20 protein-coding genes are annotated in these 19,642 nt (G+C 63.0%); 10 read left to right on the forward strand and 10 right to left on the reverse strand.

Annotated elements, in window-relative coordinates:
- Positions 1–24: 24 nt before the first annotated feature.
- Both GRI58_RS04085 and GRI58_RS04090 read left to right on the forward strand, forming a co-directional pair.
- Complete coding sequence (locus tag GRI58_RS04085; RefSeq protein WP_160752281.1) at positions 25–540, forward strand: DUF1993 family protein; 516 nt, start codon at positions 25–27, stop codon at positions 538–540.
- Positions 541–556: 16 nt separating this feature from the next.
- Positions 557–1,210 (forward strand): YoaK family protein, encoded by a 654-nt coding sequence (locus GRI58_RS04090; RefSeq protein ID WP_160752282.1) that lies wholly within the window; start codon positions 557–559, stop codon positions 1,208–1,210.
- Here GRI58_RS04090 and GRI58_RS04095 read toward each other — a convergent pair.
- From GRI58_RS04095 to GRI58_RS04120, 6 genes are all read right to left on the reverse strand, one after another.
- Positions 1,195–1,476, reverse strand: a complete 282-nt coding sequence (locus GRI58_RS04095) for a DUF167 domain-containing protein (protein WP_160752283.1) — start codon at positions 1,474–1,476, stop codon at positions 1,195–1,197. The genes GRI58_RS04090 and GRI58_RS04095 overlap by 16 nt on opposite strands.
- On the reverse strand, positions 1,463–2,038 hold the full coding sequence (locus GRI58_RS04100; protein WP_160752284.1) for a gamma carbonic anhydrase family protein: 576 nt from the start codon (positions 2,036–2,038) through the stop codon (positions 1,463–1,465). The genes GRI58_RS04095 and GRI58_RS04100 overlap by 14 nt, the downstream gene beginning before the upstream one ends.
- Complete coding sequence (locus tag GRI58_RS04105) at positions 2,035–2,592, reverse strand: GNAT family N-acetyltransferase (RefSeq protein ID WP_160752285.1); 558 nt, start codon at positions 2,590–2,592, stop codon at positions 2,035–2,037. The genes GRI58_RS04100 and GRI58_RS04105 overlap by 4 nt, the downstream gene beginning before the upstream one ends.
- A complete protein-coding gene (locus GRI58_RS04110; protein WP_160752286.1) occupies positions 2,585–3,148 on the reverse strand; it encodes a GNAT family N-acetyltransferase in 564 nt (187 codons plus the stop codon). Before GRI58_RS04110 ends, GRI58_RS04105 begins: the two co-directional genes overlap by 8 nt.
- Before the next feature lie 4 nt (positions 3,149–3,152).
- Positions 3,153–4,151 (reverse strand): porphobilinogen synthase, encoded by a 999-nt coding sequence (hemB, locus tag GRI58_RS04115; RefSeq protein WP_160752287.1) that lies wholly within the window; start codon positions 4,149–4,151, stop codon positions 3,153–3,155.
- Positions 4,152–4,213: 62 nt separating this feature from the next.
- Positions 4,214–5,806: a M23 family metallopeptidase gene (locus GRI58_RS04120; RefSeq protein ID WP_237452075.1), complete on the reverse strand. Its 1,593-nt coding sequence runs from the start codon at positions 5,804–5,806 to the stop codon at positions 4,214–4,216.
- A gap of 176 nt (positions 5,807–5,982) precedes the next feature.
- Between GRI58_RS04120 and GRI58_RS04125 the strand changes: the two genes are divergently transcribed.
- The 6 genes from GRI58_RS04125 to GRI58_RS04150 all read left to right on the forward strand — a co-directional run bounded on the left by GRI58_RS04125 (position 5,983) and on the right by GRI58_RS04150 (position 11,303).
- Positions 5,983–8,517 carry a helicase-related protein gene (locus GRI58_RS04125; protein ID WP_160752288.1) on the forward strand — a complete coding sequence of 845 codons (2,535 nt, stop codon included), beginning with the start codon at positions 5,983–5,985 and terminating at the stop codon, positions 8,515–8,517.
- Positions 8,518–8,549: 32 nt separating this feature from the next.
- Positions 8,550–8,846: a S4 domain-containing protein gene (locus GRI58_RS04130; RefSeq protein WP_237452076.1), complete on the forward strand. Its 297-nt coding sequence runs from the start codon at positions 8,550–8,552 to the stop codon at positions 8,844–8,846.
- Positions 8,843–9,181 carry a ferredoxin FdxA gene (gene fdxA / locus GRI58_RS04135; protein WP_160752289.1) on the forward strand — a complete coding sequence of 113 codons (339 nt, stop codon included), beginning with the start codon at positions 8,843–8,845 and terminating at the stop codon, positions 9,179–9,181. The genes GRI58_RS04130 and fdxA overlap by 4 nt, the downstream gene beginning before the upstream one ends.
- A gap of 245 nt (positions 9,182–9,426) precedes the next feature.
- Positions 9,427–9,960 (forward strand): CarD family transcriptional regulator, encoded by a 534-nt coding sequence (locus GRI58_RS04140; protein WP_160752290.1) that lies wholly within the window; start codon positions 9,427–9,429, stop codon positions 9,958–9,960.
- Between the two features lie 90 nt (positions 9,961–10,050).
- Positions 10,051–10,908: a head GIN domain-containing protein gene (locus GRI58_RS04145; RefSeq protein WP_160752291.1), complete on the forward strand. Its 858-nt coding sequence runs from the start codon at positions 10,051–10,053 to the stop codon at positions 10,906–10,908.
- Positions 10,909–10,973: 65 nt separating this feature from the next.
- Complete coding sequence (locus GRI58_RS04150) at positions 10,974–11,303, forward strand: hypothetical protein (RefSeq protein WP_160752292.1); 330 nt, start codon at positions 10,974–10,976, stop codon at positions 11,301–11,303.
- Here the strand turns inward: GRI58_RS04150 and GRI58_RS04155 are convergent.
- On the reverse strand, positions 11,300–12,232 hold the full coding sequence (locus tag GRI58_RS04155; RefSeq protein WP_160752293.1) for an L-threonylcarbamoyladenylate synthase: 933 nt from the start codon (positions 12,230–12,232) through the stop codon (positions 11,300–11,302). The two genes, GRI58_RS04150 and GRI58_RS04155, sit on opposite strands and share 4 nt — an antisense overlap.
- Before the next feature lie 51 nt (positions 12,233–12,283).
- On the opposite strand from GRI58_RS04155, the gene GRI58_RS04160 reads away from it, so the two are divergent.
- Entirely contained in the window at positions 12,284–14,026 is a 1,743-nt protein-coding gene (locus GRI58_RS04160; RefSeq protein ID WP_160752294.1) for an acyl-CoA dehydrogenase family protein, read from the forward strand.
- Positions 14,027–14,038: 12 nt separating this feature from the next.
- Here GRI58_RS04160 and GRI58_RS04165 read toward each other — a convergent pair whose 3' ends face one another.
- Entirely contained in the window at positions 14,039–15,487 is a 1,449-nt protein-coding gene (locus GRI58_RS04165) for a PQQ-dependent sugar dehydrogenase (RefSeq protein WP_160752295.1), read from the reverse strand.
- Positions 15,488–15,552: 65 nt separating this feature from the next.
- On the opposite strand from GRI58_RS04165, the gene GRI58_RS04170 reads away from it, so the two are divergent.
- Positions 15,553–16,035 carry a GAF domain-containing protein gene (locus GRI58_RS04170; protein WP_160752296.1) on the forward strand — a complete coding sequence of 161 codons (483 nt, stop codon included), beginning with the start codon at positions 15,553–15,555 and terminating at the stop codon, positions 16,033–16,035.
- 10 nt (positions 16,036–16,045) lie between these two features.
- On the opposite strand, the gene GRI58_RS04175 is transcribed toward GRI58_RS04170, so the two are convergent.
- Positions 16,046–18,745, reverse strand: coding sequence for a carboxypeptidase regulatory-like domain-containing protein (locus GRI58_RS04175; RefSeq protein ID WP_160752297.1), 2,700 nt, complete (start codon positions 18,743–18,745; stop codon positions 16,046–16,048).
- A gap of 24 nt (positions 18,746–18,769) precedes the next feature.
- Positions 18,770–19,609: a fimbrial biogenesis chaperone gene (locus tag GRI58_RS04180; protein ID WP_237452078.1), complete on the reverse strand. Its 840-nt coding sequence runs from the start codon at positions 19,607–19,609 to the stop codon at positions 18,770–18,772.
- Between the last annotated feature and the right edge of the window lie 33 nt (positions 19,610–19,642).

Here is a 19,642-nt window from a genome sequence, read left to right on the forward strand (position 1 = left end):
CAGCATAACGTTGGAGAGCTACGCATGGATTACGCTGACAACGCGCTTGCCACTTTCGACAATATGATCGGGACACTGCAACATCTGGTGAGGAAGGCGCAGGACGCGGGAATGGGCGACGAGGTGCTTGCGGTGAAGCTGGCGGAGGACATGTTTCCGCTGGAAACCCAGTTCCGCATCGCCATCAACCAGCTGATCCTGGCGCTTGGGCGTGTTTATGGCCTCGATATGCCGATGGATGAACAACCGTATGCCTCGCTCGAAGAGGTTGGACGACAACTGTCAAGGGTAAGGGACAGGCTCGCGCTAGCCCGCAAAGCCGGCGGCGCATCGGCTGATACGCCGGTCGACTTCAGCCTGCCCAACAATATGCGTTTCGTCATGTCGTCGGAAGAATATCTGCGCGACTGGACGATGCCCAATTTCTATTTTCATACGACCATGGCCTATGCCCTGCTGCGCCACGAAGGTCTGGAGATCGGCAAGGCGGATTTCGTGTCGCATATGCTGCGTTACGCGAAGCAGCCCGATAACGCCTGAGCCGGGGCGCAAAATCATGCACCGCTATGATCCATCACGCCGCTTGCTGGGCGTTGCTCTGGCCGGGCTCGCCGGGTTTACCGACGCGCTCGGTTTTCTGACTGCGGGCGGGTATTTCGTGTCGTTCATGTCGGGCAATACCACGCGGCTGGGTGTCGATCTTGCGCGGGACTGGTCGCTGGCCATCCTGCCTGCGCTGCTGATCACGGGCTTCGTATTCGGGGTGGTTGTGGGCGCGCTGGTTGCGGAACGGGCAGGCGCGCGGCGCAAGACCATCGTCATCGGCATGGCGGGCGGGCTGCTGATCCTTGCCGCAATCGCCGCCCAGATCGGGTCTGACAGGATTTATCTCGCCTTTACGTTGGTGGCGATGGGCGCGCTCAACAACGCCTTTTCACGCAAGGGCGCGGTGCTGGTCGGCGTTACCTACATGACCGGCGCGCTGGTACGATTCGGACAAGGGCTGGCCGCGCACCTTTCCGGCCACGCGCAGCCGGGTTGGCTATGGAACGGCGGATTGTGGCTGGGTCTGGCGATTGGCGCGACCGCAGGCGCATACAGCTGGAGCCGGATCGAAGGGCAGGCGGCGTGGATCGCGGCCGGGTTTGCATTGATCTTGCTGGTCTGTGCCTGGCAGATCGAACGCCGAACGCCTCAGTCGGCGAGTTGAACCAACTTCTCGCGAGAAGTCGCGCCGCGCAACAACTCAAGGTGAGAGGGAGCGCAACCGAGCGCCTTCGCCAACAGTGCGATCAGGGCGGCGTTGGCTTGCCCATCGGTTGGCTTGGCACGCAATTTCACCAGCAGCTTGTCCGCACCCAGTTCGATGGATTCTACGCGCGCACCCGGTGTAACCCGAACCGCCAGACGACCGACATCATCCGCCAGGGCGCGGATTGCGGATGCTGCTGGAAAATCAGCCTTAGGCCGCGCCATCGCCTTGCGCGATTGCAGCCGCGTGATGCTTTGCATTCTCTGCATAATGCGCCACGCCTATACGCATGCCCATGATGGCAGCATCATCGAGATCGCGCATCTTGCGCGCCGGTCGCCCGCCCCATAGTTCGCGCTCGCCCATGACTTTTCCTTCGGTCAACATGGCCCCGGCAGCGAGCATGGCATCGGAGGCTATCACCGCATGGTTCATGGCAATCGCACCAAGGCCGACGAACCCCCGGTCGTGAATCCTGCAACCATGCACCATCGCCATATGGCCGATCAGCACATCATCGCCGATCAGCAGCGGCGCGCCGTCTTCCATTCCCGGATGCGGGCCGTCGCAATGGAGCACGCTGCCGTCCTGGACATTGGTCCGCTCGCCGATCACGATCCGGCTGACATCCGCGCGCAGCACGCAATTGTACCAGATCGAACTACCCGCGCCGATAGTGACATCGCCCACGATCACACAGCCGGGTGCAACAAAGGCGGTTTCGTGAATTTGCGGCGTCTTGCCATGGATCGCGATGATCCGGACGCCGGGGCGTTCGCTGCTCATGCGGCAGTCTCCCATTGTTCGCGCGTAAGGCTGTAGAGGATCGTAGTGCGATCTTCGGGCGGATAGGCGGGGTCTTCAAAATCGAGGTCGCGCCGACGCTCCATGCCGAGCTTTTCCATCAGCTTCCAGCTCGGCACATTCAATTCGCTGGTGAGCGCCACCACATGCGGCGCGCCGACAGGGCCGAACGCCCAGCCGATGATGGCCCTGACCGCTTCTGCGGCATAACCCATCCGCCAGCGATCTTCACGGATCAGCCAGCCGATCTCATGATCGCCGGGATTGCTGGCAAGCGGGTTGTCGACGCGCTTGATCCCTGCATGGCCGACCATCTCGCCGCTGTCCTTTTCGATCAGGAACAGGAAGCTGAAACCCTCTGCGGCATACATCGCCATCGCCTTGGCGTGCTTTTCCCGAATCTGCTCAAGCGTCTTCGGGCCACCCAGTCGTGCCATCACCATTGGCGTGTTGAGTACGCGAAACTGCTCTTCGGCATCGTTTGGCCCGATCGAGCGCAGCATCAGCCGCCCGGTTTCGAGCACGGTTTCACTCACCCGACGCTTCCCAGGACCCGCGGTCGATCGAATAGACAATCGTGTCTCGCCACGGCGGATCGTAACGCTCGTCGGCGTAGTCCAGCTCCTCGCGCCGCTGCATGCCGAGCCGCTTCATCAGGCCCCAGCTCGGCGAATTGTCCTCAACCGTCAGTGCGAACACCTGCTTGGCCCCGAACAGCGCAAATGCTGCGGCCAGTGCAGCTTCCGCCGCCTCGCGCGCATAGCCATGTCCCCACGCATCTTCGCGCAGGCGCCAGCCGATTTCGAACTCACCCGTAATCGTGCTGCCAGGCGCATCGGCGCGCTTCAGCCCACAGAAACCCAGCACCGCGCCATCTTCCTTGCGCTCGACCAGCCAGAAGCAGAAGCGATTGCGCGCGGCACATGCTTCAACCCGTTCGCGCTGCTTGGCCTGCCCCGCCTCGTCGAGCACACCGCCCAGCCAGCGCATGACATTGGGCGTGTTGGTGACGCGGAAAAATTCGGACCAGTCGTCCTCCTGCCATTCACGCAGGGCCAGGCGCGGGGTCTCGAGCCGCAAAGGTACCGTCATCGCATCAAGCTCCGAGCAAGCGCGCGGCGAGCGGCGCGTGATAGGTCAGCACGCCGGAGCATCCGGCGCGTTTGAAAGCGATGAGCTTTTCCATCAGCAAGGCTTCGCGATCGGCGATCCCGGCCGCTGCGCCCGCTTCGATCAGCGCATATTCGCCGCTCACCTGATAGGCGAACACCGGCACGTCGAAGCGCTGCTTCACCCGCCAGATGATGTCGAGATAAGCGAGGCCGGGCTTGACCATCACGCTATCCGCACCTTCGGCCAGGTCCAGCTCAACCTCGCGCAGCGCCTCGGCTGCATTGGCCGGGTCCATCTGGTAGCTCTTCTTGTCGCCTTTCAGCAGTCCACCCGAACCGACCGCGTCGCGGAACGGGCCATAGAAGGCGCTGGCGTATTTTGCGGCATAGCTCATGATCTGGACGTTGGGATGGCTGTTCATTTCCAGCGCCATGCGGATCGCTTTCACGCGCCCGTCCATCATGTCCGACGGGGCAATGATATCTGCGCCCGCGTCAGCCTGGTTAAGCGCCTGATCGACCAGCACCGCCACCGTGTCGTCGTTGACGACATAGCCTGCCGGATCGAGCAGCCCGTCTTGTCCGTGGCTGGTATAGGGATCGAGCGCCACATCTGTGAGGATCCCGATATCGCTGCCGCAGGCATCGCGGATCGCGCGGATTGCCTGACACATCAGATTGTCCGGGCTGAGCGCTTCGGCCCCATCGTCACTGCGCTTGTCCGACGGCGTATGGGGAAACAGCGCCACACAGGGAATGCCGAGCCGCACCGCTTCCTTGGCGCGGAGCGCGATCTGATCGACCGACCAGCGCGAAACACCGGGCAGACTGGCAATCGGTTCTTCGGCCCCGGAACCCGACGTGACGAACAGGGGCCAGATGAGATCGCTTGGCGTGAGAACCGTTTCGCGATGCATCGTGCGGCTCCAGCCGCTCGCTCGGGTGCGGCGCAGGCGCAGATTGGGATAGGCAGCAAGACTCATGTCGCGCTGATGCCGCAAAGCCGCCCGCGGCGCAACGCAATCGGTGCTTCAGGAAGTCTGGATCAGTTGAGCGTCTGGCGCGAATCGAGCTTGTCGATCTCGCGCTGCGGCTCGCTCGCCGCCTGCTCGCGCTGTGTTGGCGCAAGTTCGGCCAAGGCCGCACCCGGTTCGACCCGCTTGAGCTGGGCAAGCTCGGTGCGGAACTGCTTGAGGTCGGCACCGGCCAGCTGCGCGCGGGTGACGAATTTAATCGTTTCGGGATTGACCGGCCGGCCGTTGCGATAGACTTCGTAATGAAGATGCGGCCCGGTCGCGAGCCCGGTTGCCCCGACATAGCCGATCACCTGCCCGCGCTTGACCGCCTGCCCTGCGCTCACGGCCATCCGGCTCATGTGGCAATAGCGCGTCTGCAACCCACCGCCATGGTTGAGCTTGACGGCATTGCCGCAGCCGCCCGCGCGCCCGGCGCTGACAACCCGGCCGTCGGTAACGGCGCGGATCGGTGTGCCATAGGACGCAGCGAAATCCTCGCCGGCGTGCATGCGCACATAGCCGAGGATGGGATGGCGGCGCATTCCAAAGCCCGAGGTCTCACGCCCCGGTACCGGACGCACCAGCCCGTTCTTCTGCTCGCCGACGCCCGATGCTTCATAGAAATTGCCGTCCGCCCCCCAGCGCATCAACTGGACCTTGGGCTTGCCGTCGCGCTCGATCCCGGCGAACAGCAGCTTGCCGTTCTCGCTCTCGCCGGTCGCCGCGCGGCGATGGGAAATGATGATATCGAATGTGTCGCCGGGCCGGATCTTGCCGTCGAGTTCACCCTGCTTGTCGAGCGCCTTGAGGAAGGCCTGCACCGCACTTGCCGGAGCACCTGCCGCACGCGCGGAGCGATAAAGGCTCGCCCCCACCTGCGCCTGGATCCTGAGCGGTGTGTCATCGACCCGGATCGGGTGGCGGGTCAGAGATAGCGGACCACCAGGAACCGCGCGATCGACGCTCAGCGCAAGGTCGAACCGCGCGCGGAAGGACAGCGACTTGAGCGGGCGCGGGTCGCCCGGCTGCTCACGACGCCCCAACGTCAGATCGACCTGCGTGCCCGGCTCGATGCTGTCGAGCGGCAGCGCGCCGCCGACAAGCGCCAGCACCCGGCTGGCATCGCCTGCACCGACACCGGCGCGCTGGAGCATGGTGGAAAAGCCATCGCCCTGCGCCAGCGTCGCCAGCAATTCGACTTGCGGTCGCTCCGGCGCGGCTGCGAGCGGACGGACAGCGCCGGTCTCGGCCATGTGGCGGCCGCTGTCAGCACCCAATGCGAGCGGGCCGATCGACTGGCTGCGATATTCATCGAGCGCGGATGAATCGAGGCGCATGTGCGGCGCCGCTTCGACCGGGCTGAAGCCGGGCCAGAACGCAATCGCGGCTGCCGAAAGGCCCAGCATGGTCGCGAGGCCGCGAAACCACCGGCGACTACCGATATTTTCGGCGAGGTCGGGTGCAAGGTCTAGCGACGCGATACGGTCCGCCAAACCATAATTTCGGCGAACGCTGGTACTCGGCGCGATCATATCTGCCGTCAGGACGGCAGCAGGCGCGCCGCGACCGGCCAATGCGGCCTCGCCGAAATACTCCAGCTGCTCGTCGCGAAATTTCGCCAAGCGTGACCTCCCGACGGCCTGCGCCGCAATCCCATTGCGCAAGACCGGACCCGTCCAAACATGTGTCTGGCGCAAATCCTTGCCGCATTAAAGTTAACCACGCCCTAAATTACGTTCAATCGAGTCAGTCGCGCGATGAAGCGAACGCATTGCAGGACAAACGGTTGTGCCCGCCGATGGCCCATGCCATTTGGGATGATGTGCAGGGTAGCGCGATCAAGGCGGTCCTCGGACCCACCAACACCGGCAAGACCCATCTCGCGATCGAGCGGATGTGCGCCCATTCGAGCGGTTCGATGGGCTTCCCGCTGCGCTTGCTGGCGCGCGAAGTCTATGATCGGGTGCGCGCCATCAAGGGCGATAGCCAGGTTGCGCTGATTACCGGAGAGGAGCGGATCGAGCCGAAGGACGCGCGCTACCTGTGCTGCACGGTCGAGGCCATGCCGCGCGACGGCGGCGGGCGGGCCTTCGTCGCGCTCGACGAGGCACAACTCTCCGCCGACCGGGAACGCGGCCATGTCTTTACCGACAGATTGCTGAACGCTCGTGGTCGCGAAGAGACCATGTTGCTCGGCGCGGCAACGCTCGAACCGATGGCCCGCGCGCTCGTCCCCGGACTGGAAGTGATCGAGCGGCCGCGTTTTTCGACTCTCACCCATATCGGCCCGCGCAAACTTTCCCGCCTGCCGCCGCGTAGCGCAATCGTCGCCTTCAGTTCCGAGGCGGTCTATGCCGTCGCCGAGATGCTGCGCCGGTTTCGCGGAGGAGCTGCGGTGGTGATGGGCGCGCTGAGCCCGGAGACGCGCAACCGGCAGGTCGAACTGTTCCAATCGGGCGAGGTCGATTACATCGTCGCCACCGATGCCATCGGCATGGGACTGAACCTCGATGTCGGCCATGTCGCCTTCGCCGGGCTTTCGAAGTTCGATGGTGTGCGCCAACGCCGGTTGCTACCCGCCGAAATGGCTCAGATCGCCGGACGCGCTGGCCGCCACCAGCGCGACGGCACTTTCGGCACGTTGGCTGGTGGCGGCAAGCGATTGGGCGAGATACCCGAATTCGCCGAGGAGGAAATTTACGCGATCGAAGAGCACCGCTTCGCTCCGCTGACCAGCCTCTATTGGCGCGATGCCGAGCCGCGCTTCGATTCCATCGCGACGCTGATCGCAGACCTCGAGACGCCACCCGAAGAAGATGGTTTGCGGCTCGCGCCCGAGACGATCGACCTCACCACACTCAAGCGGCTCGCCGAGGAGCCTTTCGCGTCAACGATCCGTGGTGCGGGTATGGTTAGGCGCTTCTGGGAGGTGTGCTCGCTTCCCGATTTCCGCCAGCGCGGGCCGGATGTCCACGCGCGCTTCGTTGCGCGGCTGTGGCAGGACTTGCGCGAAAGCCACATCGGTGCCGATTTCGCCGCCGCCCGCATATCGGAACTCGACAACACCAGCGGCGATATCGATACTCTGCAGGGGCGCATCGCGGCTATCCGCAGCTGGGCCTACATTTGCCAGCGCCCCGACTGGGTGCTGGCACGAGACGAAATGGCCGCGCGGGCTCGCGCGGTCGAGGCGCGACTGTCGGATGCCCTGCACGCCAGGCTGACCGAGAGGTTCGTCAACCGGAGGACTGCACTTTTGATGAAATCGCTGGGAGAGGACGCTTCCATGCTGCCGATCGCATTGGGCGAAGATGGCGTGTTACGAGTCGAGGATGAAGCGATCGGCCATCTCGAGGGCTTCCGCTTCGTCGTCGATCACGGCGCCAACCATAGCGACCACCGGATGCTGCTTGCCGCCGCCGAAAAGGCCTTGCCGCGTATTCTGGCAGAGCGTGCAGAAGCACTCGTCTCGGGTGGGCTGGAAGGCGTGGCGATCAGGGATGGCACAATCCGCTGGAACGATCGCATTTTGGCCAAGCTGGCATTCCGCGAAAACCAAATTCCGCCCCGGGTAGAGCCGGCACGCGAATTGTCGGGCTTGCCGGATGACGCACGCAAGGCCTTGCTCGCAGCCATCGAGACCTGGCTGGCCAAACAGCTCGAACCGCTGGCGCCGCTGACAAAGCTTCAGGAAGCGGCGCGTGATCCGCAGGCCGGGAGCGAAGCGCGCGCGTTGCTGCTGAACCTGATTGCCGGACACGGGCTGGCGACGCGCGAGCAGGCGGGCATCGTCCATTTGCCCAAGGAAATGCGCCCATTTCTGCGGCGGATTGGCGTCACTTTCGGCGCACTCGACATTTTTGCGCCCGCCCTGCTCAAACCTGCTGCACGGCAATTGTTGCACGATATCGGCCTCGACAAGCGCGCGCTCCAGCCAGCAATGCTGCCGGTCATTCCCGATGCAAAGCGATTGCCAGCCGGTTATCGCCATGCCGGGAGCCAGGCGATCCGCGTCGATTTGGCGGAAAAGATCTTTCGTGCCGCACATGAACAAAGGGTCGCAAAGCAGAAGAACGATCGGCGCAAACGCTTCGTGCTTGATCTGGCGCTTCCAGTTTCGATCGGTCTGGACACCAGTAACATCGCCCGGCTGCTGGGTCAGGCAGGCTTCCGCCAGCAGCACGCGCATCCGCTCGCCGAAGGGCAATTCGGGCCGCCGCGGCCGGATACGTGGGACTGGCGCCCGTCACGCCCGCCAAGCCCGAAATCCGCGCAACCCGCCAAGCCGCGTGAGGGCAACGCCTTCGCCGGTCTTGCAGAGCTGATCCGCTGAGCAACGGTCCATCCGCGCTGCGGATCGACAAATTGCTGTATTTCCTGCGCTTCGCACGCTCTCGCAGCGCTGCTTCGGGCGTGATCGCAACCGGTACTGTGCGCCGCAATGGCGAACGAATTACCAAGACCAGCCAAGCGATCCATGCGGGCGACATATTGACCTTGCCACTGGCAGGCGGGGTAAGACTGGTGGAAGTTTTGGCGCTTCCTGACCGGCGCGGATCGGCACGCGATGCGCAAGCATGTTATCGCGTGCTTGACCCGCACGGGCAATCCGACATAGCAGCGTCGCCAGAACAGCCACTCAAGGGAACGCCCGACCCATGACCTATGTCGTCACCGACGCCTGCATCAAATGCAAATACACCGACTGCGTCGAAGTTTGCCCCGTAGATTGCTTCTACGAGGGTGAAACGATGCTGGTCATCAACCCGTCCGAATGCATCGATTGCGGCGTGTGCGAACCGGAATGCCCGGCAGAGGCAATTCTTCCCGATACCGAGGACGGACTTGAGCAATGGCTTGAGCTGAACACCAAGTTCTCGGCAGAATGGCCTAACATCACCCAGAAAAAAGATCCGCCCGAGGATGCCGACGAGCACAAAGGCGAAGAAGGCAAATACGAAAAGTTCTTCACGACCGAACCCGGCGAGGGCGACTGAACTTAACTCTTCGGCCTAACCCTTCCGACAATTTGCAGCCCCATTGAATTGCGATTCGCAATCTTGTTGCGCATGTGCTATATAATGGTTGCGCCGCACCGGCTTTTGCTCCCGGTCGGTCGATTTGTTGGAAAGGGCAGGATTACCCCATCGGCTGATTGAAAGTCTGCGTATCCCACCAGGGTTCGCGGGAAACCAGATTTTCTAGTGCCCAGCCGCCTCCGCCCGAAGAGAAAGGATTTTGCATGGCAAGCAATGCCGATGCCTTCGACGTTGGTGATTACGTTGTCTACCCCAAGCACGGCGTAGGCCGGGTGATCGAGCTGCAGAGCGAGGAAATCGCCGGAATGAAGCTCGATCTCTATGTCCTCCGGTTCGAGAAAGAGCGCATGACGCTGCGCGTTCCGGTGAACAAGGTGGAATCGATCGGGATGCGCAAGCTTTCGAGCGACAAGACCCTGAAAGAAGCGATGGAGACGCTTAAGGGCAAGCCCAAGGTGAAGCGCACCATGTGGAGCCGCCGGGCCCAGGAATACGAAGCGAAGATCAACTCGGGCGACCTTGTGTCGATCGCCGAAGTGACGCGCGACCTGTTCCGTCCCGACGACCAGCCCGAACAGAGCTATTCCGAACGGCAGATTTTCGAGGCCGCCTCAAGCCGCCTTGCGCGCGAGCTGGCCGCGATGGAAAAGACCGACGAGCCGACCGCGCTCGAAAAGATTCTCGACGTGCTGCGCGAACATGCGCCGCAATATTACGAGAATTCCGAAGACGCCTGACCGCTGTCGTCAGCGTTTGATCGAAAAAGGCGCCGCCCACAGGGTTGGCGCCTTTTTTCATGCTTGCGGCCAACTCCTTTGCTGTATTATATGAGCAATACGCCAATCAGGAGAGTTGCCGTGTTGCACTGGAAACCCGCAAAATTCTTGCCGATTGCCGCGCTGGCCGCCGTGCTGGCGCTGGCCGGCTGCGACAATGCCCATATCAGCATCAACGATGACGACGGTGTGCCGCTGTCCGAACTGAAAACCGATGGACCCGCGCCGACGAAACTGGTGCTTGCCTCACCCGACAAGGTGAGCGTCAGCGATGGCGGCAAGCTCGACATTTCGGTGTCCGGGGACAAGGATGCTGTCGATGCCCTGCGCTTCTCGCTTAAGGACGGGACGCTGGGCATCTATCGCAAGGGCAAATGGACGGGCAATGGCACCGCGCTGGTCAAGGTAACCATGCCGTCTCCACGCGAGATTGTTCTCGCCGGTTCTGGTGATGTCGAAGCGCAATCGCTCACGGGCGATGCAGAGGTTACCATAGCCGGTTCGGGGACCGCGAAGGTCGCCCATATCGATGCCAACTCGCTCGACGTGAACCTGCTTGGCTCGGGATCGATGGCAGGGTCTGGCAAGGCAAACTCCCTCGACCTGAAAGTCGCCGGGTCAGGCGAAGGCCGGATGCACGATCTCAACGTGAATTCCGCCGATGTGAAGATCCTGGGTTCGGGAAGCGCGGCCTTCTCTTCCAACGGCACCGTGGAAGCCAAAATTGCCGGGTCAGGCAGCGTCGACGTCTACGGACGGGCAAGTTGCAAGATCAATTCGGTCGGATCGGGGACACTCAATTGCCATAATAGCGACAGTGCGACGGCATCCTACGCTCCCGACGCTCCCGACGCTCCGGCTGCGCCGAATGCACCGGACGCGCCGCCTCCGCCAGCTCCCGGCGCATAATTCATCGGCTGCTAACCGCTGGCAGGATAAGCCCCTCGGCTCCGCAAGAGTCGAGGGGTTTTGTCATGCGCGGTGTGTCTCTGACCATAGTTGCCGGTTGCAGCCTGCTGGTGAGCGGTTGCATCGCCAAGACCGCGGTCGATGTCGTCACCTTGCCAGTCAAGGCCGCAAGCAAGGGCGTGGACATGATGACGACCAGCCAGTCCGAAGCCGACGAGAAGCGCGGTCGGGCGCTGCGCAAGCGCGAGGCGAAGCTTGGCAAGCTCGAGCGTCAGTATCGCAAGCAAAGCGCCAAATGCGATGCGGGCGATCGCAGCGCCTGCGCCGAGGCGCGCAACTCCTATGACGAAATCCAGGCGATCCTGCCGACCATTCCTCAGGAACCAGAGCGTTAGTCGCGCGGTGCCGCAGCGCGGCGCAAGCGATCGTTGATCGCGCGACCGATCCCATTTTCCGGAACGGGCGCAACCGCAACAGCAGACCGGTCAGCTATCGAAGCGCGATGCAGGCAATCGTATAAACTCGCCGCGGCCTCGGTAAGATCGCCGGACGGGGACAAGCTCACATCCCCTTGCCATTCACCGAAGCCGATCCAGAATTCATCGTCATGTGGCTGCGTGACGTCCAGCCGGACGGGCTTGCCCGGCGAGTAGTGGCTCAGCATCTGCCCCGGTGCCTCGATCCTGCCCTGTGCCGCCTGCCGAACCCCTTCGATGGAGACCGGCCCCTCTCGCAACAACGCCAGCGATCCGTCGTCCCTCACGGCAACGATCGTCGATTCCAGCCCCGCCCGGCAGGGTCCGGCATCGAGCACGGCATCGATCCGTCCATCGAGCGAGGCCAAGACATGCGCAGCAGCAGTGGGGCTGACAAAGCCGCTGCGGTTCGCCGATGGCGCGGCAAGCGGAGCGCCCACCGCTTCGATTACCGCGCGCATCACGGGATGATCGGGCATTCTCAGCGCGATCGTGTCCAATCCGGCTGTAACATCGGCGGCCAGATCAGCGTCTGCGCGCCTGGGCAGGACCAGCGTCAACGGCCCAGGCCAATAGATATCCGTTAACGCTGTCGCTTGGTCGGAGAACTGCGCAAGTGCCTGGGCCTGTTCGACGCTCGCCACATGGACGATCAAGGGATTGAAGCTCGGACGGCCCTTCGCCCGATAAATGCGCGCTACCGCTACATCGCTGTCGGCACGCGCCGCGAGTCCGTAAACCGTCTCGGTCGGAACAGCCACCAGACCATCATCGCGCAGGATTTGCGCGGCACTGGCGATTCCTCCCGCATCGGCGGGCAGCGTTTCCGTAGCGTTCTTGCCGCTCATCCCGTCGCGCTATATTCGGTATCGGCACAAAGCCAAGAGGACTTGCGAACCGTGTCTGATTTTACGCCCCCCACCAAGGACCAGTTGCTGGCGATCCGCGTTAATGCGGGTATCGAAGAACTGGCAGCAGCCGAGCGCTTTGCCGCCGCAGAGCCTGAACTGGTCGAAGCCATCGCAGAGGGCATAGGCCAGTTTGCCGCGGGCGAATGGGCGCCGCTCAACCGGGTGGGCGACCTTCAGGGAGCGAAACTGGAAAACGGCGTAGTTCGCCTGCCTGACGGATTTGCCGAAGCCTACAAGGACTATGTCGAACAAGGCTGGAACGCCATCGCCGGACCGGTCGAATTCGGCGGGCAGGGCCTGCCTTTCACGCTGGCCTGCACGGTGCTGGAAAACCTCGGCAGCGCGAACATGGCCTTCACCCTCCTGCCGATCCTGTCGGTAGGCGCCATCGAGGCACTGGCGCACCATGGCAGCGATGCGCAAAAGGCGACGTATCTTCCCAAGCTGGTTGATGGCGCATGGTCGGGGACGATGAACCTGACCGAACCACAGGCCGGTTCCGATGTCGGTGCGCTGCGCAGCTCCGCGGAGCCGATCACCGAGGGCGAACACGCGGGCAAATATCGGATCGCAGGACAGAAGATCTATATCACCTGGGGCGATCACGAACTGGCCGAGAACATCATCCATCTGGTCCTCGCGCGCCTGCCCGGCGCGCCTGAGGGAAGCCGCGGTATCTCGCTGTTCGTCGTCCCGAAATATCATGTGAACGCCGATGGTAGCCTCGGCGAGCGCAACGATTTGCGCGCGGTCAGCCTTGAGCACAAGCTCGGCATCAATGCCTCGCCCACGTGCGTCATGTCGTTCGGAGACAATGGCGAGTGCATCGGCGAACTGGTTGGCGCGGAGAATCGCGGCCTCGCAGCGATGTTCACGATGATGAACAATGCGCGGATCAATGTGGGCAACCAGGGCGTTCAGATCGGCGAGCGCGCGACACAGCAGGCGCTGGCCTATGCCCGCGACCGGGTGCAGTCCGCCCGTGCAGGAGCCGCAGATCGCAGCCCGGTGGCGATTATCGAACATCCCGATGTGCGGCGGATGTTGCTCAGGATGATGACGCTGACGCAAGGTGCGCGGGCGTTGCTCTATTATACCGCCGGGCAGGTTGACCGCGGCACGCTGGGCAGTGCGAATTCCGCCGCGCGCGCCGAAGTGCTGGTGCCTTTGCTCAAGGCGTGGGGCACCGATGTGGGCGTCGAGATCGCCAGTATCGGGGTGCAGGTCCACGGCGGCATGGGTTTCATCGAGGAAACCGGCGCGGCGCAGCATTATCGCGATGCGCGTATCGCCCCAATCTACGAAGGCACCAACGGCATTCAGTCCGCCGATCTGGTGACGCGCAAGCTCGCGCTCGAAGGCGGTGCGGCGCTCGACGGGCTGATCGAAGACATCATTGCAGGCAGCGCCGCAGACCCGACGCTTGCCGCGCTGGCGCAGGATTGTGCGGATATCGTGGCATGGATGCGCGATACGGCCAGCCTCGACGATCGCCTGGCCGCAAGCGTGCCCTTCTGCACCATGCTGGCGGTAGCAACCGCTGGATGGCAGCTGGCGCGACAGAGAGACGCCATTGCGGCGGGTGGGAACGACGGTGCCATGCCCACCAAACCCGCGGTGGTGGAATTCTTCCTGGACCGGATTGTGCCCGAGGCGCGTGGCCTAAAGGCCAGCGCCGTGGCGGGCGCCGCATCGCTTTACGAAGTCAGCACCGCCGCGCTAGTCGGATAGTCTGGTGCGCGCTTATTGCGGCTGATCGGCCGGGATGGTCGCCTGCATGTCGCCCCGAAGTTCCTTCTGCGGTGGCAGGGGTGGACCTTTGAGTTGCTTGATTCCCGGCGCCGCGGCAGCTCCGGGCTTGATAGCACGCCAGATAATTCCGGCGGTATCGTCGCTCACCAGAAGGGCGCCATCTTTCGACCAAGTCAACCAGGTCGGGCGACCATGCGTCTGGCCCTTGCCGGTGAGGAAGCCCGTCAGCACCGGAACCGGCTTACCCTTCGGATTGCCGCGCGCATCGAAGGGGATGTACACGACATCGTAACCGGAAGGCGGTTTGCGGTTCCACGAGCCATGTTCGGCAACGAAGGCTCCGGAGTCGAACTCTTTGCCGAGCCGCGCCCCGCCCTCGGTAAACACGAGGCCCAGCGCAGCGACATGGGGGCCGAGCGCATACTCGGGTCTGCGCGTATAGCTCGTCAGGAACTGCGGCATCGGCGCGGTGACCCGGTCGTCGATGATATTTTTCCAGTAAACCCACGGCCAGCCATAATGCACGCCGACAGGCACGTTGGTGAGATAGTCGGGCACGAGATCCGGCCCGGTCATGTCGCGCTCGTTGACGGTGGTCCACAGCTCGTCGGTCCATGGGCTAAAGGCGAGGCCATTGGGATTGCGCATTCCGGCGCCGAAAATGCGCTGCTGGTGATCTTTCAGATTGTACTCCCAGATCAGCGCGCGGCCTTCCTCAGCCTTGAGTCCATGATCGGCGATGTTCGTTGCAGAACCGACAGCGACATAGATCTTGGTGCCATCGGGGCTGAGCACGATATTGCGCATCCAGTGCTGGCCGCCCGGGGCGAGATCCATCAGCTTGGTCGGATTCCATGCCAGCGTGGTATCGCCCAGCTTGTAGGGAAAGGAGAGCAAGGCATTGTGGTCGGCGACGTAAAGCGTCCCGTCGCGCCAGGCCATGCCCGAAGGCGAATCGAACTTGTTCGACAACACGAAGCGCTGATCCGCCTTGCCGTCACCGGTGGTGTCGCGCAGAAGCACGATCTCGTTGGGCGATTTGCCCGCCGCCCCGGCCTTGCGCATCATATGTTCGGTGATCCAACGAACGATGAAGTTGTCCTTGCTGTCTGTCCCCGCAGGCGCGCGGGACAGTGCCACCAGCACATCGCCGTTGGGCAGCGTGATCATTGTGCGCGGATGGTCGAGTCCTTGGGCAAAGCGCGTCACGACCAGCCCCGCCGCCGGTGTCGGAGCCTGATTGGCCTCCCAGCCGATTGGCTTGGCAATATCGATCGTTGGGAAAGTCTCGTCCTTCGGCTTGGTCAGTTCGGGATCGATCCCGGTGACTTTGGCGAAGGCGACCTCGGCCGTGTTGCCTCTGGTCAACCAGAAACTCAGGCCTGCAAGGATCAGGACGATGACGAGAAGGGCGATGAGAATTTTTTTGCCGGTGCTCATACGCCCTGCATCTACGCCGCTCGCGCCCTTGCGGCAATGGCGCACGTCACTAGATAGCGGCAATTATGTATGATTTCAGACCCGCATCCGGCCTCCCCAAGCCCGAGCTATACGAAGATCTGCTCGCCGCTGCCACGGGCTTGACCGAGGGCGAAAGCGACGCGGTAGCCAATATGGCCAATGTCGCTGCGCTGCTGTTCGAGTTCCTGCCACAGGTCAACTGGGCGGGTTTCTATCGCGTGGTCGAGAACGAACTGGTGCTCGGCCCCTTCGCCGGACGTCCGGCATGTATCCGGATTCCCATGGGCCAGGGCGTATGCGGGACCGCCGCGGCAAGTGGTGAAACGCAGCTGGTCGAGGACGTCCACGCCTTTCCGGGCCATATTGCCTGCGACGGGGCAACCGCTTCGGAACTCGTCGTCCCGGTAGTGCGCGATGGTCAGGTCACCGCAGTCATCGATCTCGACAGCCCCGAGGCGACACGATTCGATGCAGACGATGCACGCGGGATCGAGGCGTTGGCGCGGCTTCTGTCGGACCGTATCTGAGAGCGGAGCGTCAGGGGTTGGCCGCAATGAGTTGCGGTGCCGCGCGCAAGCGAATCTTGCCAAGCCGACCGACATCGGCGCCGCTTTTGATCACCACCGCCTCGTCAAGGTCTGCGCGCACCTGCAGCGCCTTCGCGGTACTGGCCGCGACGCGTACGCGATACTGGCCATATGGCACCTTGTCGAACAGGAAGAAGCCGTCGAACTCGCTCAGCGTTGTGGCCACCACGCTGCCATGCGCATCGACCAGTTCCAACGTGATTCCCGCTTGAACGATGCCTGCCGGTGACAACACGGTTCCCTCGATCTCGCCCGAGGCGGTGACCGCCAGCATGACCTCGCTCGGGACACCGGGACGCGGCACGATCACCACGCCTTTTTCCGAAGGTGCGAGGAACGGATCTTCGAGCGTCGAAGTGTCGACCCCGATCAGGATCGGGCGATAGGGCGTGAGATTGTCGACCAGCGCCTCTCCTTCGCCATTGGTCTTCGCATCGGTCCCGCGCAAACCGGCGGTAATGGTAACGCCGTTGAGCAGCTTCTCGCCCGGCTCCCAGTGCCCGTCGCCATTCTCGTCGCGGAATACCGTGACCTTGGCCTGGCCCTGCCGCGCCAGCCGCTGTTCGGACACGCGCACCCCGCCATAGACCGGATCGGGTCCGATGCTGAAATTGAGCGACAGGCCCAGATGCCAGATGCCGGAACTGCCCGCGCCCACTTCACCACGCAGGCCGAAGCTCTTGAATTGCCGGGCATAGGACAAGGTCGCGTCGGTTTGGCCGGTTTGCACGCTGTAGCGCAGATCCGCCGAACCGATCCCCTCTCCCAACATTCTTTCGGCAGCGAATTGCACTGTCTGGACACCGCGCTGCGATCCGGAGAGCGCTGCGTCGATCCCACCTCGCAGTCGAAACCCCGCCTGCCGCGTGCTGAGCAGCAGTCGCGCCTGCGTCTGGCTTTCGTCCTCGGGTGTGGTGGGATCATCGACCAGTCCGTGATCAAGCGATGCGGTGATTGCCAGTCCCCTGACGCTGAGCGAAGCATTGGCGGCCAGTTGCGTGACCATGGTGCCGTTGACCAGCCTTGCTCGCCCGATGGCAAGTTGCACCGGCAGGGCGACCGATCCCAGCTTGAGTGAGGTGGATGCGTTGAAGCTTGCACGGTAGTCGAACTGACTGGTGATCGCCTCGCTCACGTAAGTTCCTATAACTTTTGTGAAATCCGCGCCGAGACTGAAATTTGCGACACGTCCTATGGCAGCCAGCCTTACCGCCCCGCCCGCGCGGAGCTCGTGCGCGCCACCCAGCTCGACCTGCATCCTTCCGAACGTCCGGGTCAGCGACCCTTCGAGAAAATCTCGCCGCTTTCCAGCAAGATAATCGCCGCTCGCCGCCAGCATCATGCTTGTCCGGCGGTCGAACCCATGTTCGAAACCCATGCCATAGCGCCAGTGACTCTCGGCCGGCGTATCCAGACTGCGCAGGGTGATGAGATCGGTATTGGGCTGGACGATGTTCGCCCAATAATAGGTCTTGCCGGGTTCCACATTCGCCTGGCCGATGGGATAGGAAAACCTTTCGCGCCGAACCTGCCCCTGCGGGCCGTAGAGTACGACTTCGAGATCGTTGTTCCCGTAATAGAGTTCGATGTCAGTGAACGCATACCGACCGTTCGTACTCGCCGACTGATAGCCGATGAGCTGGCCGTTGCGATACAGTTCCGCATCCCAGCCGCTGGGCAGAACGCCGTAGAGATCGGTGGTCGAAAAGCGCGAATCCTGACCCAGAGGCCGGTTGCCAACATAAAGTCCGCGGCCGATCGCGCTGGCCAGAGTCAGGCGCCCCGGATCGGTCTGGATATCGCCCGCCGCGACGCGCGTCGCGTGCAAGGGACCGAGCAGGCCACCATCGGGGTCCTGACGAAACGCGGTGACTCTGAGCGCCGCGGGGACCAGTTGCTGGTCGGTGCTGACCCGCGCCGAATAGCTCGCACCCAGCGCCTCCCCTGCCGCATAGAGTTCTGCCGTAGCGCTGGTGCCCGTATTGCCGCCACCCGCCGTAGCGGTCGCATTGATCGTCACGTCGACCGAGGGCGTGCGCCACACGCGATAGGCGGTATCGGCGCGGCGATAATCGGAGAGATCGAAATCGGGCTTCTGCTGAGAAAGTTGCGCCGCGCGACTGCGTCGCTCGAGCGCCTTGAGGAATGGCAGATCGTCGGCCCCTTGCAGGACGATGCGCGCGTTGAACAGATCGGGCTTGAAGGTGATGCCGAACCAGCGCGACAAAGCCTTGGTGTCGACGCACCACCCCTCGGGCGTATCGGTAATCTCACCGGCCAGTGGTGCGGATCCCATGTTCATGGTTTGTACTGTTTTGGAGTCGCGATCCAGCGTGAATTTCTGATCTTCCGAAAAAAGCCAGCCAGTTGCGCGGCGCGACTTTTTGTCCAGACGGATCGGCAGATCCAGAGCCTGAATGGTATCGCCGAGATCGAGGCACACGCCGTTGCCGATGCGATAGCCGCGCACGTCGGTTTCGAGCCGGAAATTGCGCACGGTCAATTGCAGCAGCAGGAAATCATCCTGGCTTAGTGCTTCCCCAGGGGTGACGGCTACCGGGCTTGGTTGGGCAAATGCAGGCTGCGCGGCAGCAAGCGTCGCCGCGCCCAGCGCAGCAACGCCTGCCAACCGAAGAAATTGCCGCAGCATCGCCCCTTAGCCCGAATGCATCGCTCAATCGAGCGTCGTGTCGAGCTCGGCGATCAGTTTGCCGCCATCTTCCGGCATTTCGGAGTATTCGATATGGACCGGGCCACGCAGTGCAGCCGCCTGCTCATCGCTGAGCCGCAGGCTGAACAGGCGCTTGGTGAGTTCGGGATAGACGGCCACGCCCGCGACTTGCAGGACCGGCTTGTCAGAGCCCTTTGCGAACACGCGCAACTGCCCGAAGGTTGACGCCTTGCCGCTGCGGTTCAGCACCAGCTCGAAATATTTTCCTTCAGGCCGATTGGCGATACCGGCATGGTCGAGCACGATCTGCGCGCTGATATTGCCCAGCCGGACGATGATCGGAATGGAGATCGCATAGACCGGGACGAGCGCGATCGTGACTCCCTGCGCGTCGCTTGCCGTTTCCGCAGGTTGCGGCTTGGGAATGGCGCGAAAGGCCATATGCGCGCGATATTCACCGTCGGGGAGCCCGGCCGGAGCCCGCGCGGCGATGCGAATCGCCTGCGGTTGCCCCGGTGGCAAGACCACCCGGCGCGGCGCGAAACGGATCATGTCGAGCGCGGCCTGTTCGGTCGGATCGGCCTGGGCGACATCGACATCGCTCAATTGCCCATCCGAACTCATCCGCCGCAGCTCGAGGTCGACCCGATAGGTCGCTTCTTCTGAGCCAATGTTGCTGAGGATAACCTCGGTTCCGCGGCGTCCATCGAGGATAACGCGCGTCGGCGCGATCAGCAGATCGCCCTGCGCATTCGCCTGCTGAAACGGCAAGGCTGCGCCCACCATCGCAAGGGCGGTCGCCCCCGCCAATATGGCGCGGCGCGGAAAAGATAAACTGGCCATGCAATGCTCCCTCTCGCCTTCCCGTGCCACACA

It is taken from the genome of Qipengyuania algicida, assembly GCF_009828025.1.
Lineage (GTDB): Bacteria > Pseudomonadota > Alphaproteobacteria > Sphingomonadales > Sphingomonadaceae > Qipengyuania > Qipengyuania algicida.